Raw genomic sequence first — 13,854 nt, 5'->3', positions numbered from 1 at the left:
CGACAAATATAGATCTACGTCATAATGTAAGCGTTACAACATAACATCCTTTCTTTTCACAGAAACATAAACATAACATGATAACAAAATGATAACGTATACAATAACATGTAATGTAGAAGCTGACACGGTAATAGCATCATCTAGCCTTAACATGGCTTTAATAAATGGTAGAGCTAGAGGCAATAAATAGGTTAAAAAGTACAAATAATCGGGGAGCCATCTCTCCAGGCGATTACTTCCCCGATCGATGGAAAAAGAAGCGCTGCTAATATTCTTAGCAGCGTTCTTTTACCCGATCCGTTATGACTTGTGAGGACAACACCTTCACCAGCACCTGATGCAGGCAGATGGTTGGCATAATCTCCTCCATCGAACAATGTAGTAAATACTAGTAAATACATACGAGCAATCTAGTTTACATCCGTTCCGGCGTTTGCACGCCAAGCAGACCAAGTATGCCTTTAATTCGATTAGAAGTGATCTCGGAGAGCTTCAGCTTGTAGGCCCGCTCACGCTCGCTGCTCCCCAGAATTTTTTCTTGGTGATAGAAGCGATTATACAGCTGTGCTAAATCAATGACGTATCTTGCCAGCACAGAAGGCTCCTTTAAACGAACCCCTCTTTCGAGCTGTTCAGGGTAACGGGATAAATGCTTCATGAGTGCCCAGGCCGCATCACTGATCTGTACCCCTTCCAAGTATTCGTCGGCTGCGGATATCGATGTCTCCTCCGTGCTAGCATTTGCTTTGGACAGCAGGCTTTGAATTCTGGCGTGAGTGTACTGAACATAAGGTCCCGTCTCTCCTTCAAAGCTGAGCGCTTCCTCTAGTGAGAAATCGACCTCGTTTAATCGGTGATTCTTCAAATCACCAAAAACGATTGCCCCAAGTCCGACCTGCTCAGCTACCTCAGCAGCGTTCTGGAGATTTGGATTTTTCTCGTTAATAATTTGTGCTGCCCGCTCTACGGCTTCATCCAGCACGTCCTCAAGAAATACAACCTTACCGCGTCTCGTAGACATTTTGCGCCCTTCAAACTTCATTAGACCAAAGGGCACATGGATGAAATGCTCAGACCACTTCTCTCCCATCTTGGCGAGTACAGCAAACACCTGCTGAAAATGTAGCCTTTGCTCGGCACCCACGACATAGAGCACTTCATCTGCCTTCATGACCTCATGACGATAATATGCGGTGGTTAGATCCCGAGTTGGATAGATGGTTGTTCCATCCTTCTTAATAATCAAACAAGGCGGCATCCCTTCCTCATCCAATCTGACGACCATGGCTTCGTCACTTTCCGTAAGCAGACCGGATTGTTTTAGCTTGGTCACTGTATTGTCCGTTTGATCAATATAATAGCTCTCTCCGAGCACATGATCGAATTTAACGCCAAGACGGTCATACATCCGGTTAAATTCCTGCATGCTGATATCGACAAAATACTTCCACAGGGATACAGCTTCCTCATCCCCTTGCTCAAGCTTCTTAAACCATTCTCTAGCTTCCGTTCCCAGGCTTGGGTCGTTCTCTTCTTCATCATGGAATTTTACATACAATCGCAGCGATTCCTTTATGGGCTCTTTCGCAAGTCGTTCATCTTCACCCCATCTTTTGTAAGCCGCGATCTGTTTACCAAACTGAGTCCCCCAGTCACCCAGGTGATTCACGCTTTCTGCTGTGTATCCTGCCTCTTCATACATTCGATACAGCGCTGCCCCGATGACTGTGGAACGCAGATGACCGATACCAAAGGGCTTCGCAATATTAGGAGATGACATATCAATCACCATTTTTTTGCCTGCACCGATCTGTAATTTTCCAAACTGCGGATCAGCAAGCCCTGTAAGCATGGTCGAAGCTATATTGGTGCGTTTAAAATAAAAATTGATATACGGACCTGCAGCCTCAGCCCGAAGTTCGGGACTTGTCAGGCTGGCAGCCAGTTCTGCTGAAATAACAGCCGGGGCCTTTCTCATTGTCTTGGCGAGCGTAAAGCAAGGAAAAGCCAAATCCCCCATCTCTGGACGCGGAGGCACCTCCACCATCGCTTCAATCTCCACTCTCGATAAATCCAACAACGGTTCTAACAAACTGACAACCTTATCCATCAACATATACATACACCCCTATTCCAATATATACAAAAAAGCTCCCGCCTCTGTAAATTACAGAGACGAGAGCTATGGATTAACATATTCCCGCGGTACCACTCTATGTGAATACGAACAACTTACCTGCAATGCTATCTGAAACCGGTAACCTGTTCGATTCCTCTCTAAGCGGATAACGCCCGCTGATGACGAGTACACCTACTGTTGTTTCAATGTACCTTCTCACGGGTGCGCTTCCTGTCAGATCCTTCATACCGGCTTGCACCATCCCGGCTCGCTGAAACATGAGGTGTTCTGTCATTACTCTCCCGATCACTGAATTTATAATTTTGTAACATTATATCTTGATCATCCACTTATTTGCAAGACTAATTCATTCGGGAGTATTGTAATTTTGTGATTATACCGTAAGGCCTGCTGGACTGCATACTTCTGCACATTTGCGACAGCTGTCCACGCAGGCTTTGCAGTGCAGATGCTCATGCTTCTCGCATTCCGCCACACATGCTCTGCAGGCCTTAACGACAAGAGCCAGAATGTCGTCCTTGTAATCTGTACCCCGGCTGAGCGCAGAAGCCGCAAAGCTGCAAATTTCGGCAGCTTCTCTGTTCAGCCTGATACTTTCTCTTAAAATGCCTAGATCATATTCCTTCAAACTTGAGACATAACATTTGTTACATGCATTCATTGCTTCCAAACAAGCTGCAATCTGTGTCTGTGTCTCCATCTCTATGTTTGTCATTGCCATTGTTATATCCCTCCGCGTAATCTCATTTTCATTCTATTACCCGTAAGATCGGTATGATAATCAATATGCAATAACTTTCCTCTGAATTCGACTTTTTATGATTTAATCTTCGAACTTTCTTCCTCAAGCTGCTGCAGCAGCTGGATCAGCTCCGTCTTCGAAAAGTGTTCACCTATAAATACACCTACATCCTTCAGCTCTTCTCCTGGGCCCAGCTTTGTAAAATCCGGCTCACGATAAGCATACTGAAATAAGAAGCGGCTTCCTGTATCAGAAAAATCCACAATCCCTTTGGCTCTGTAAATATCACGCGGCAGCTCCCTCAGCCATTGCTCAAACAATACGCTGTTAATCTGGCTGCTAAAATAATGCGTATACACCATTACATGATTATGGGAGTGATGAAGCTGATGCTTCTCCTGTGCTCGGGAGTCTGAAGCAGTATTATTTTCGGAATTCATCAAATAACTGGCCTCCTCCGTCAAGAGGGCCGGATCGATATTGCAATGCTCTGTAAAATGTATAGCTGCATGCTCATTCCAACCCTGAACCAGGCTGAGTAACTCAGGCCGGTCCTTTTCTTCAATCCGATCTGTTTTATTGAGAAGTAGGATGGAGGCAGCACGGATCTGCTCTTGCATAAGCCGGAATGTTTTGCCTTTCTGCAAGCGGTACGTTTCCAGCAAATGAATGCTGTCAACCACGGAGATGAGGCCTTTCACCTCCAGCGCTATGTAGAGGGAAGTATCAGCAATCCCGTCCAAAATTTCAATAGGATTCGCAGCGCCCGTTGCTTCAATCACAATGACATCAGGTGATGTATTCTGCACCAGCTGGACAAGCTCGATACCGAGATTATCTCGGACAGAGCAGCAGATACAACCGCCGAGCAGCTCAGCCATGGGTACATGTTGATCAATGAGCTTGCCGTCCAGATTGACCTCCCCCAGCTCGTTCATGACAACAGCGGGAGTGAGGTTTTGACTTTTCCAATATTCAAGCAGCTTCACAAGCAGTGTTGTCTTACCGCTTCCTAAAAATCCAGACAGGATATATACGGGAATCGGAGCTGAAGATGTCTGTTTTAGTTTCATAATATCATATCCTTTCTGGATGTATGTTGATCTTGAATCGATGATTGCTTACTTCTCTTATATCGTCTATTGTTATGAATAGAACATTCTGGAGGGCTGATAGAAAAATGAATTCTGTCCAAGAGCACCGCAATGAAGCACCTGAGACAGTCCAGTGCATGGTTATTACGGTATCGGATACCCGCACGAAGGATACGGATAAGGGCGGTCAGCTCATGCAGGAGCTGCTGCGTGATGCCGGCTACACTGTCGTCGATTATATCATTATCCCTGACGATACATCCACTATTCAATCCGTAATTCATCAATCGGTTATTCGAGATGATATCGAAGCCATTCTACTGACTGGGGGCACAGGGATCTCACCTAGAGACAATACATATGAAGCTGTACATTCTTTGCTAGACAAAGAGCTTCCTGGCTTTGGCGAAATCTTCAGATATCTCAGCTTTGCAGAGGATATTGGTACTGCAGCGATACTAAGCCGTGCTGTGGGAGGTGTCATTGGCTCCAAAGCAATATTCTCGATGCCGGGTTCCACTGGAGCCGTCAAGCTGGCCATAACTCGTATTATTGCACCTGAGCTTGGTCACGTCATGCGCGAAATTTACAAGACCAAGTAACAGCAGACAGACTCGTAATCTATGTAGATTCACAGCAAACAGGATCGCTGATCATATACAATGAGCGATCCTGTTTTTTTAACGTTATAGTTTTATTATCAGCTACTTAGCTTCATTCAGTCTCACAACAGATCTGCCTACAGCTCTGCCTTCGAGAATCCGTGACAAAGTTTGTGGCAGCTCTTCAAGGAAAATTTCGTTTACGCCTTGGACAAGTGCAGTCTCCGGCTTCCATTCCTTACCCAGCAGTCTCCACAGCTTCAGTCTTCTATCCCGGAGACAGTATACGGAATCAATTCCAACCAGTGATACACCTCTCAAGATAAACGGAAATACCGTTGATTCAAACGCGTTCCCTCCGGTCATGCCTGATATGGCCACAGCGCCTCCATATTTAACTGATGCGAGTACAGCATTCAGGGCAGATCCCCCAACCGGATCGATGACGCCGGCGAATCGCTCAGGGGACAATGCACCTTTACCTTTTTGATAAGCGTCCTCTCTTGTAATCACTTCCTGTGCACCAAGTTGTTGAAGAAGCTGTTCTTCGGCATCCTTCTTCCCTGTACTTGCAATAACATCAAATCCAAGCTGAGCCAAGATGGAGATTGCCATCGAACCTACACCACCGCTCGCACCCGCAACGAGAATAGGGCCCATTTCTGTTGTAACCCCCGCTTGCAGCAGTGCCTCCACAGACATGGCCGCCGTAAATCCTGCCGTACCTATAGACATGGCTTCCTTCGTTGTCAGTCCATCCGGAAGCGGAATTAACCAGTCTGCCGGCAGCTTCGCATAAGGACTATAACCACCGTCCTGCTGTACACCCAGCCCATATCCGGTCGCTAATACTTTATCTCCCTGCTTGAAGCGATCATCAGCAGATGATATAACAGTACCTGCAAGATCTATCCCAGGAATAATCGGATAAGATCTCACCACTTTTCCATTCTCTGTACTTGCCAAACCATCTTTATAGTTCACACTGGAATACTCCACCTGTATTGTTACTGCTTCATCCGGCAGCTCTGAAAGAGTCAGCTCCTCAATTCCTGCTCTGAAGCCTTTCTCATCATTGCGCACCATGTAAGCTTTAAACGGAGTGTGGTTATCTATATTGTTCATTGCCAGGTCCCCTTCCTAAATTGTCATCCATTAAAAATAGATCAATTTAATCTACTACCCTATATTAGCCGAACGAATCAAAACACCTTCCCATACCCTAATATAATCTAGGCTGAGAAGGCGTTCTATTAAAATAGATATAGCATTACGACTGTATATATTCCGCCAGCATTTTTTGCTTCAAATTCCATGCTGCAGGGCTGATATGAACCCGATAAATTTCTGGATTTAATTTTCTTAAATATTCCGGCCAGAACATTTCCTTCTGCTCCTGATGATAAGCTCTGATCTCCTCCAAGGTTGGGAGCTCGTACACTCGCCGTCCATTTATGAATATAGGTTCAAGCATATTAACCGCATTATACTTTTTCACCTTTTTCTTAATGTACGGGTGAACCGGATTAAACAGCTCCAGCGCTTGCTGGTCTTTCGGCTGATCATCATCAGGATAGGAAATATAATCTGCGATCGCTTTATTCGTCTCCGGATCAATTAAACGGTAAACCTCTTTCTTCCCTGGTGTTGTCACCTTTTCGGGATTGGCCGAGATTTTAATGGTTGGCTCCATCTTTCCGTTCATTTCGCGTTCGACAAGCTTATACACCCCACCTAGGGAAGGCTGATCAGCAGCAGTAATTAATTGAGTCCCCACACCCCACGTATCAATTCTGGCACCCTGTGCCTTCAAATTGAAGATCGTATGCTCATCCAGGTCATTGGAAGCGACGATTCTAACGTATGGCAGACCTGCATCGTCCAGCATCTTGCGTGCCTGAATGGACAGATAAGCCAAATCTCCGCTGTCGAGTCTGATCGCATTCATCTTCTTACCTTGGGCTTCCAGCATTTTGGCCGTAGCGATGGCATGCGGAACACCGCTTCCCAAGGTATCAAATGTATCAACCAGCAGAGTGACCTGATCAGGCATCACTTTGGCATAGGCGTCAAAAGCCTCCTGCTCTGTCTCAAAGCTCTGCACCCAGGAGTGTGCATGTGTGCCTGCCGTCGGAATACCGAACTGTTCCCCTGCCAGCATATTGGAGGTCGCATCAAATCCAGCAACATAAGCCGCACGTGCTCCCCATATCGCTGCGTCGGCCTCCTGAGCACGCCTCGTCCCAAATTCGAGCAGCGCATCATTTCCAGATACTTGCTTGATTCTCGATGCTTTGGTTGCAATCAGAGTCTGATAATTCATAAAATTCAAAATGGCAGTCTCTACCAGCTGTGTTTCCATAATGTTTCCTTCGACGCGAATCAGCGGCTCATCCGGAAATACCATGGCTCCTTCTTTCATGGAATAGATCGTACCCTGGAATGAAAATTGAAGCAGCTCCTCCAAGAAAGCAGGGTCATAATTCTCTTCCTGGCTGGACAAATATTTAATATCCTCCATCGTAAAGCGAAGATTGCTAATATAATGCACTATCCGCTCCAGGCCGGCAAACACGGCATACCCGTTCTTAAACGGAAGCTTGCGAAAATAGGCTTCGAATACCGCTTTGCGCTTGTGTGTCCCATTCACCCAATGAGCGTACATCATATTAATTTGATATTTGTCCGTATGTAAAGCCAGGCTAATCGTTTGCATCTAACTCATCCTCTCAAGGCCGATAAAAAAAAGCCAAAACAAATTCATATGGTTAGAGGTTTGTGTCCTCTTTATTGTTAAATGTGAATACATCAGCCCCGAGGCTGCCTTTGAAATGACCCAGCGCCCAAACATGTCCTGCCTCATTAAAGCTAGCTACTGCATCATCGTATATCGTAATCGAAAAGCCTTTGTTGTAGGCGTCTACTGCTGTATGAAGCACACAAATATCGGTGCACACCCCAATCAAGTGAACCTCTGTAATACCACGCTCGCGCAGCTTCAGTTCAAGATCGGTACCGACAAATGCACTGTATCTTGTCTTGTCCATCCAATAGATCGAGCTCTTGTTCGCTTCATAGACCGCCGCAAGCTCTCCATAGAGTTGTCTTCCTTCTGTATCCCGCAAGTTATGAGGGGGAAACAGCTTCGTCTCCGGATGGTAAGGATCATTCTCTTCATGCAGATCAACAGCCATTACAACCAGGTCTTGATTCTGTATAAATTGTTTCGTTATTTGCACAACAGCTTGTTCAATCGCAATCCCGGGTTCTCCAACAGGAAGCTTCCCATCCACAAAATCCTTCGTATAATCAATAACGATCAGAGCTCTCACATTCTTCACTCCTTAGATAATCAAGTATAAATAGATAATCTCGGCACAAGTTCTGTGAAGCGGTACAGCTGTGCTGGGCGCTGAGAATATTGATTAGAACTGACCGGGTTTCCTTCTTCATCCCTGACATCTTCAATTATCCCCTGACGGCTTCGAGTTGATGTAATTTTACGAATAAAATTAGGCTCTTCAAAATCGGGTACTACGCTTTGGATAACCTGATATAGTTCGCTTAATGTGAAGTGCTGGGGCAGAAACTGTCTGGCGATCGTCGTTTGCAGCATTTGCTGCTGAATTCTTTTGTAGGCATCTTCAATAATCGTTCTATGATCAAATCCGAGCTCCAATTCATTTAACGCTTCCCGAATCGTAAATAAGCCAACATCCTCTGCATCATCTGCCGCTTGTCTATGCTCCAGCATCCATTCCTCAACAAGCGCAAAAAAAGCATGGGAGATGATCCACCCACGCGGATCCCGGCCCGGCTGGCTGTATACACCCAAATACTCGAGGTGACCGCCATCGACCCCGGTTTCTTCCATCAGCTCTCGCTTGGCAGCATCATAAATTGATTCGTTCTCCTGGCAAAAACCACCCGGCAAAGCCCACTTACCTGCGAAAGGCCAAGATTTACGCTTAATCAGCATTACTTTCAATTCACGGATGGGTAATGTCTTGGTTACAGTCTTGCGTTCTCGCTTCGTAAGGGTAAACATCACAATATCTGCTGGTACACCATCCGGTGTGCGATATTTCTTCTTCTGACCAGCGGGTACGGATCGATCTTCGTCATGTTCTATCTGATATCGTTCTTCATTCATGGATTATCACCGCTATGATTTCATTTTGATATTTTCATTATGACATCATGATACTGTTTGTCAACCTTACCCAGAAGCTATTGCGATATAGATTTACATGCTGATCATTCTATTTCTTAGGGATAACTAAACGGAAAGAGGCGGTTGCCATACACCCGATCACTCCATCGGCATTTCTCACTTCTGCAGTAGTGGTCAGACTCCTACCTGCTTCATGAATAACTTTAGCTGTCACGATTAATTCCCCTTCTCGCATTGGAGCAAGATAGTGAACATTTAGGTTGGTTGTGACACAGTGATCCAGCTGCTTGGCATGAACGGCAGCCATTCCCATCGCTTGATCCATTAATGAGGATAATACTCCGCCGTGGATGATTCCCATTGAATTCGTATGCTTCTTTCCTGCCGTTACCGCTATTGTAATTTCATCCTCTGTTACACCGATGAGCCTGCACCCGAGTAGTCCCCAAAAGCGTTCATCAGCATCCTTGATCATTTCTTCTACCATATTCATAGATGTCCCCCCTAGATGTAAAATTATAATTCCCTGAATTCATTTCATAATACTACTATTTAATGATGGATTGGTTCCCTGTGGTACTTGTGATCACACTAAAAAGAGCGCGGAAATGTTTAAATTCCGCACTCTTGTCTTTAGTCACATCTTGACGGAGGAGCCTCCGCACCCGTCTCGACATTTACTTTCTCCGACACGGTATCATGTATTACTGAAATGACAAGCTGCAGCAAATAATTGATATCACTCTGACTTTGCTGAAATTCCGTTACCAGAGGAATATTGTCAATTTGGTCCTGAAGCTCCTCGATTTCTCGTTCAATTTTTTCAACCATTTCTTTATTTTGAAACGATTCGAACGCGACGATTTCCTTTTGCTTTTTCTTCATCTTCTGAATCAGACCTTGAACCCGTTCATGCTCACGAATCTTAAGTTCCGCCTGTTTAAAGTGCTGTACTTCTTCGCTAGTGCCGATCAAATCGGCCAGTTCTTTTGCCTTTACCATAATATCATCGCGTATAATGAGATCTCGCGCATTAAATGAAGGCATACCATATTGATTGACTTTTACACTATCCTCTGCCATGAATGATCGCTCCATTCTTGATTTGAATTTCTCACCCTGCAATGTCATGCTGTCTGTTGGTGTGTGGTTACTGGTTCGCTGCTTGAGGCAGAGACACGAGTTCACCTTTAATATACCATGATTTAGCGTCTGTAATTTCAACCTGTACGAAGGTACCGATCAAATCCTTGGATCCTTCGAAGTGAACCAGCTTGTTGCCTCGTGTACGCCCTGAGAGCACGGCTTCATTGTTCTTACTCTCACCCTCAACCAGAACCTCGACGACTTGTCCCTTCATCCGCTCGTGGGCCTCATAGCTGTACTCCTGAACCGCTTTGTTCAGACGCTGCAGCCGTTCCTTCTTAACCTCCATCGGAACATTGTCTTCCATGACTGCCGCAGGTGTTCCCTCACGTGGAGAATAAATGAAGGTATAGGCAAAATCATATCCAACTTCACGAACGAGTGACAGCGTTTCTTCGAATTGCTCATCCGTCTCGCCCGGGAAGCCCACAATAATATCCGTAGTAAGCACGGCGTTAGGAATCGTTTGTTTAATTTTGCTTGCGAGCTCCAAATAACGCTCTCTTGTATACTTGCGGCTCATTTTCTTCAGAACTGCCGTACTGCCGGACTGAACCGGCAAATGGATATGTTCTACCAAGTTACCGCCCTTAGCCAGTACCTCGATCAGATGATCGTCGAAATCACGTGGATGTGAAGTCGTGAATCTGACCCGTGGAATATCAATCTTGCGAATCTCATCCATGAGATCACCGAAGCCGTACTTGATATCCGTGAAGTCTTTACCGTAAGCGTTCACGTTTTGACCGAGCAGTGTTATCTCCTTGAAGCCTTGACGAGCAAGATCCCGAACTTCAGCTATAACATCCTCCGGACGGCGGCTCCGCTCCTTACCACGCGTAAATGGTACGATACAGTATGTACAGAATTTGTCACAGCCGTACATAATGTTGACCCATGCCCGCATCCCTTGACGTTTCTTCGGCATGTTCTCAATAATATCGCCTTCTTTGGACCAGACTTCTACCACCATCTCTTTACTGAAGAAGGCTTCATTAATAAGGTGAGGCAGTCTGTGAATATTATGAGTACCAAAGATCATGTCTACGAAACCATGCTTTTGGAGAATTCGATTGACTACAGTTTCCTCCTGAGACATACAGCCGCAAACGCCGAGCAGAAGGTCCGGTTTCTCCGTCTTCAAATGCTTCAAATGACCAAGCTCTCCGAACACTTTATCTTCTGCATTCTCACGAATGGCACAGGTATTGAGCAGAATAATATCCGCCTCTTTGCGATCCTCTGTTGGCTGGTAGCCCATTTCCTCCAGAATACCCTTGATCGTTTCTGAGTCGTGCTCATTCATTTGACAGCCATAGGTATATACAAGATAATGCTTCCCTTTGCCGATCGTTCTCATCTCTTCGGGAACTGCGCTCTCATAAATGACCTGAATGTCTTCCTTACCCCGTTGCTTCTCACGTCTATGGTCAGGCTCCGAAATGATATTGATCTCCCGTCCACGAATCCGGATTTTCTTGCCAAACTCATCTTCCGAAATGACTTTCGCATCCGAAAAATCAAAATATTTGGAGTAATCTTTCTTCTCTTTCGCCATGGTCACACGGTCACTCCTTACGCTGAATCTATTCACAATGATAAGCATCAATGATTGAAACACAAGTGCCTCCGCTAACAAAAAAGGCATTACACCAAATTATAACATGCTTTATTCTGCATATCCACAATCCTTCTCTTAAGGTGTTGTATAATCGGTTCAATCTTATAAGAAAATGAGGGTTGTCCCTTTGGTAAAAAGCGCCAAAGTGAACAACCCTCATAGGACCATCGTTTAATTAACTATTAGTCGATAATTTCAGCTACGTCGCCAGTTTTAGCTCCAGAGGCATTCGCCTCATCGGTATCAATGTGCATATCCAGTGCGAAGGAATCAGATACACGGGCGATGACATTTTCAAGTACCAAACCGCGTTCGCCACCGAGACGAACCTTCAGCATTTCTTTGTCTCTAATATTCCATTTCTCTGCATCGGAAGTATGGAAATGAATGTGTCTGGCCGCAACAATTACGCCCTCTTCAAGGGTAACCTCGCCTGCCGGTCCTTTCAATGTCACTCCAGGTGTTCCATCAATGGAGCCTGATTCACGAACAGGTGCTTTAATACCGATCGCAAAGGAATCTGTGCGGGAAATCTCAAGCTGGCTCGCAGGACGAGCCGGTCCAAGAATACGCACTTTATCGAATTGACCTTTTGTGCCGATTACGGCAACAGTCTCATTTGCAGCAAATTGTCCAGGTTGGGACAACGGTTTAAATTCAGTCAATTGGTATCCAGCGCCAAACAGCACCTCAACGTGCTCTTGCGTCAAATGGATGTGGCGTGCTGATACGCCTACAGGTACAGTTTTACTCATGTTTACTAACACTCCTTGTCTCTCTATCTGTAATACTCCATCCATTATTATACCCATATTAAGAACAAAATGAAAAGCCATCCCGACATTTCGGATGACTTTAATCGCTTCAACGCTCCTTGGACTTCAAGTTTTCCTCCATAAATGACAAAATATTGTCATACATGAAGCCTCGAACGACGGATTCGGGATAGTGCTTCAGAAGCGTGTTTACGAGTTCAGGATATGTTCCTGGATGCTCCAGTCCCTGTATCCACTCATGAATTCCATCAAAATCCGATCCAAACATCAAATGCTTCTCTCCTCCAAGCTCACAGACTCGTTCAATATGCTTCAATAGATCTGAGATCTTCACAGGTCCCTTCTCCTTGACGAACCATGGAACGAACGTCATTCCAATTCTTCCATTCAAAGCGACGACAGCCCGAATCTGATCGTTGGTCAAATTTCTCGGATGCGGGCAAACACTTCGTGCATTGGAATGTGACGCGATAAAAGGCTGGGCGGATGTATCAGCTAGCTCCCAAAATCCAGCTTCGGACAAATGGGATACATCCATCAGCATGCCAATCTCATTACATCTGTGAAGGAGGGATCTGCCTTTGTTCGTAAAACCTCCATTTCTCGCTTCGAGGATGCCGTCTGCTGCCCAATTGGCATGATTCCATGTAATACCGACAAACCGAACACCTAGCCGGTAGCACAGCTCCAAATAATAAAGATTGCCTTCCAGCCCATCGACACCTTCAAGCGATAGAAGCCCCCATTGTCCGCCTCTCATGTTGTTGAGATGTTTCCGAAGAAATGAAATGTCTTCTTTGGACTGCACCAGCTTCAAGCCGAGCTGATTGTAAATCTCGATCTGCTTCATAATATGCTCAAATCGAAGACTCCCCAGCTTCTCAGATAGATATATAGCAAAGGTTTGAAGCATGACATTGCCTTCTTCGAGTCGCTGCTGAGTTACATCAAGGCCGGGACCTTTTAAGAACTGAAGCTCTGCATTCATTTGGATTTTGCTGAGCACGTCGCAATGCATGTCAACCACAGGTATTGTATTCACCATGACCGTCTCTCCTTGATCGGGATTAAACACTTCCTATCTATATATGCAATTTAGAAGTGTAACCAACCTATATATTTCTTCTTGAGCTATCCATCGTGCTGCAAGCAATGCAAAAAAGCCTGTTTGCAACGATGGCAAACAGGCTTTAAGACGAGTAAGGAATCAGCATGCTATCTCGGCTCAACAATTAGTTTGATGGCTGTTCGATCCTCCCCATCAATGACGATGTCCGTGAAGGCAGGAATACAGATCAGATCAACTCCGCTCGGTGCCACGAATCCCCGGGCAATGGCAACTGCTTTTATCGCTTGATTAAGAGCTCCCGCTCCAATCGCCTGTAACTCAGCATTTCCTCTTTCTCTGAGAACACCGGCTAATGCACCTGCGACTGAATTCGGATTGGACTTGGCTGAAACTTTTAATACTTCCATGATAAGTACCTCCCCTGGGAATAGGATGATGGAATGTTTTCAAATGCATGGTCCAACAAACATGTGACAAATGCAGCAAC

At 45.3% G+C, this 13,854-nt stretch carries 15 protein-coding genes and 1 other annotated feature; of the genes, 1 reads left to right on the top strand and 14 read right to left on the bottom strand.

The window, feature by feature from the left end:
* Nucleotides 1-194: 194 nt before the first annotated feature.
* The 4 genes from PUW25_RS10010 to PUW25_RS09995 form a co-directional block, all read right to left on the bottom strand.
* The gene (locus tag PUW25_RS10010) at nucleotides 195-404 is read right to left on the bottom strand and encodes a hypothetical protein (RefSeq protein WP_152557578.1); all 210 of its coding nucleotides are present in this window, start codon (nucleotides 402-404) and stop codon (nucleotides 195-197) included.
* Between the two features lie 14 nt (nucleotides 405-418).
* Nucleotides 419-2,119 (bottom strand): arginine--tRNA ligase, encoded by a 1,701-nt coding sequence (gene argS / locus PUW25_RS10005; protein WP_047909636.1) that lies wholly within the window; start codon nucleotides 2,117-2,119, stop codon nucleotides 419-421.
* A 52-nt stretch (nucleotides 2,120-2,171) separates the two neighbouring features.
* Nucleotides 2,172-2,441, bottom strand: a binding site (T-box leader).
* 75 nt (nucleotides 2,442-2,516) lie between these two features.
* Nucleotides 2,517-2,864, bottom strand: coding sequence for a four-helix bundle copper-binding protein (locus PUW25_RS10000; protein WP_370510303.1), 348 nt, complete (start codon nucleotides 2,862-2,864; stop codon nucleotides 2,517-2,519).
* Between the two features lie 95 nt (nucleotides 2,865-2,959).
* Nucleotides 2,960-3,958, bottom strand: a complete 999-nt coding sequence (locus PUW25_RS09995) for a CobW family GTP-binding protein (RefSeq protein WP_047909638.1) — start codon at nucleotides 3,956-3,958, stop codon at nucleotides 2,960-2,962.
* A gap of 107 nt (nucleotides 3,959-4,065) precedes the next feature.
* Here PUW25_RS09995 and PUW25_RS09990 point away from each other — a divergent pair, with 107 nt between their 5' ends.
* Nucleotides 4,066-4,581 carry a MogA/MoaB family molybdenum cofactor biosynthesis protein gene (locus PUW25_RS09990; RefSeq protein ID WP_047909639.1) on the top strand — a complete coding sequence of 172 codons (516 nt, stop codon included), beginning with the start codon at nucleotides 4,066-4,068 and terminating at the stop codon, nucleotides 4,579-4,581.
* A 102-nt stretch (nucleotides 4,582-4,683) separates the two neighbouring features.
* Here the strand turns inward: PUW25_RS09990 and PUW25_RS09985 are convergent, their stop codons facing one another.
* The 10 genes from PUW25_RS09985 to PUW25_RS09940 all read right to left on the bottom strand — a co-directional run bounded on the left by PUW25_RS09985 (nucleotide 4,684) and on the right by PUW25_RS09940 (nucleotide 13,774).
* Nucleotides 4,684-5,706, bottom strand: coding sequence for an acrylyl-CoA reductase family protein (locus PUW25_RS09985; RefSeq protein WP_338000049.1), 1,023 nt, complete (start codon nucleotides 5,704-5,706; stop codon nucleotides 4,684-4,686).
* 145 nt (nucleotides 5,707-5,851) lie between these two features.
* Complete coding sequence (locus PUW25_RS09980; RefSeq protein WP_047909640.1) at nucleotides 5,852-7,297, bottom strand: nicotinate phosphoribosyltransferase; 1,446 nt, start codon at nucleotides 7,295-7,297, stop codon at nucleotides 5,852-5,854.
* Nucleotides 7,298-7,349: 52 nt separating this feature from the next.
* Nucleotides 7,350-7,913: a cysteine hydrolase family protein gene (locus PUW25_RS09975; protein ID WP_047909641.1), complete on the bottom strand. Its 564-nt coding sequence runs from the start codon at nucleotides 7,911-7,913 to the stop codon at nucleotides 7,350-7,352.
* Nucleotides 7,914-7,933: 20 nt separating this feature from the next.
* Nucleotides 7,934-8,734, bottom strand: a complete 801-nt coding sequence (locus PUW25_RS09970) for an NUDIX hydrolase (protein ID WP_047909642.1) — start codon at nucleotides 8,732-8,734, stop codon at nucleotides 7,934-7,936.
* A gap of 109 nt (nucleotides 8,735-8,843) precedes the next feature.
* The gene (locus tag PUW25_RS09965; protein WP_047909643.1) at nucleotides 8,844-9,248 is read right to left on the bottom strand and encodes a PaaI family thioesterase; all 405 of its coding nucleotides are present in this window, start codon (nucleotides 9,246-9,248) and stop codon (nucleotides 8,844-8,846) included.
* Between the two features lie 140 nt (nucleotides 9,249-9,388).
* The gene (locus tag PUW25_RS09960) at nucleotides 9,389-9,838 is read right to left on the bottom strand and encodes a YlbF/YmcA family competence regulator (protein WP_047909644.1); all 450 of its coding nucleotides are present in this window, start codon (nucleotides 9,836-9,838) and stop codon (nucleotides 9,389-9,391) included.
* Between the two features lie 67 nt (nucleotides 9,839-9,905).
* On the bottom strand, nucleotides 9,906-11,459 hold the full coding sequence (gene miaB, locus PUW25_RS09955; protein ID WP_047909645.1) for a tRNA (N6-isopentenyl adenosine(37)-C2)-methylthiotransferase MiaB: 1,554 nt from the start codon (nucleotides 11,457-11,459) through the stop codon (nucleotides 9,906-9,908).
* 245 nt (nucleotides 11,460-11,704) lie between these two features.
* The gene (gene pduL / locus PUW25_RS09950) at nucleotides 11,705-12,277 is read right to left on the bottom strand and encodes a phosphate propanoyltransferase (RefSeq protein ID WP_047909646.1); all 573 of its coding nucleotides are present in this window, start codon (nucleotides 12,275-12,277) and stop codon (nucleotides 11,705-11,707) included.
* Between the two features lie 109 nt (nucleotides 12,278-12,386).
* The gene (locus PUW25_RS09945; protein WP_047909647.1) at nucleotides 12,387-13,343 is read right to left on the bottom strand and encodes a dipeptidase; all 957 of its coding nucleotides are present in this window, start codon (nucleotides 13,341-13,343) and stop codon (nucleotides 12,387-12,389) included.
* A gap of 170 nt (nucleotides 13,344-13,513) precedes the next feature.
* Nucleotides 13,514-13,774 (bottom strand): stage V sporulation protein S, encoded by a 261-nt coding sequence (locus PUW25_RS09940; protein ID WP_019005392.1) that lies wholly within the window; start codon nucleotides 13,772-13,774, stop codon nucleotides 13,514-13,516.
* Nucleotides 13,775-13,854 lie beyond the last annotated feature (80 nt).

It is taken from the genome of Paenibacillus urinalis (genome assembly GCF_028747985.1).
GTDB lineage: Bacteria > Bacillota > Bacilli > Paenibacillales > Paenibacillaceae > Paenibacillus > Paenibacillus urinalis.
This window is presented reverse-complemented; position numbering and strand designations above follow the sequence as displayed.

What these genes read in the sequence shown, in the direction of transcription:
- PUW25_RS10010 (WP_152557578.1), bottom strand. Translation starts at nt 404, where the DNA reads ATGTATTTACTAGTATTTACTACATTGTTCGATGGAGGAGATTATGCC.
- argS (WP_047909636.1), bottom strand. Translation starts at nt 2,119, where the DNA reads ATGTTGATGGATAAGGTTGTCAGTTTGTTAGAACCGTTGTTGGATTTA.
- PUW25_RS10000 (WP_370510303.1), bottom strand. Translation starts at nt 2,864, where the DNA reads ATGGCAATGACAAACATAGAGATGGAGACACAGACACAGATTGCAGCT.
- PUW25_RS09995 (WP_047909638.1), bottom strand. Translation starts at nt 3,958, where the DNA reads ATGAAACTAAAACAGACATCTTCAGCTCCGATTCCCGTATATATCCTG.
- PUW25_RS09990 (WP_047909639.1), top strand. Translation starts at nt 4,066, where the DNA reads ATGAATTCTGTCCAAGAGCACCGCAATGAAGCACCTGAGACAGTCCAG.
- PUW25_RS09985 (WP_338000049.1), bottom strand. Translation starts at nt 5,706, where the DNA reads ATGAACAATATAGATAACCACACTCCGTTTAAAGCTTACATGGTGCGC.
- PUW25_RS09980 (WP_047909640.1), bottom strand. Translation starts at nt 7,297, where the DNA reads ATGCAAACGATTAGCCTGGCTTTACATACGGACAAATATCAAATTAAT.
- PUW25_RS09970 (WP_047909642.1), bottom strand. Translation starts at nt 8,734, where the DNA reads ATGAATGAAGAACGATATCAGATAGAACATGACGAAGATCGATCCGTA.
- PUW25_RS09965 (WP_047909643.1), bottom strand. Translation starts at nt 9,248, where the DNA reads ATGAATATGGTAGAAGAAATGATCAAGGATGCTGATGAACGCTTTTGG.
- PUW25_RS09960 (WP_047909644.1), bottom strand. Translation starts at nt 9,838, where the DNA reads ATGGCAGAGGATAGTGTAAAAGTCAATCAATATGGTATGCCTTCATTT.
- miaB (WP_047909645.1), bottom strand. Translation starts at nt 11,459, where the DNA reads ATGGCGAAAGAGAAGAAAGATTACTCCAAATATTTTGATTTTTCGGAT.
- pduL (WP_047909646.1), bottom strand. Translation starts at nt 12,277, where the DNA reads ATGAGTAAAACTGTACCTGTAGGCGTATCAGCACGCCACATCCATTTG.
- PUW25_RS09945 (WP_047909647.1), bottom strand. Translation starts at nt 13,343, where the DNA reads ATGGTGAATACAATACCTGTGGTTGACATGCATTGCGACGTGCTCAGC.
- PUW25_RS09940 (WP_019005392.1), bottom strand. Translation starts at nt 13,774, where the DNA reads ATGGAAGTATTAAAAGTTTCAGCCAAGTCCAATCCGAATTCAGTCGCA.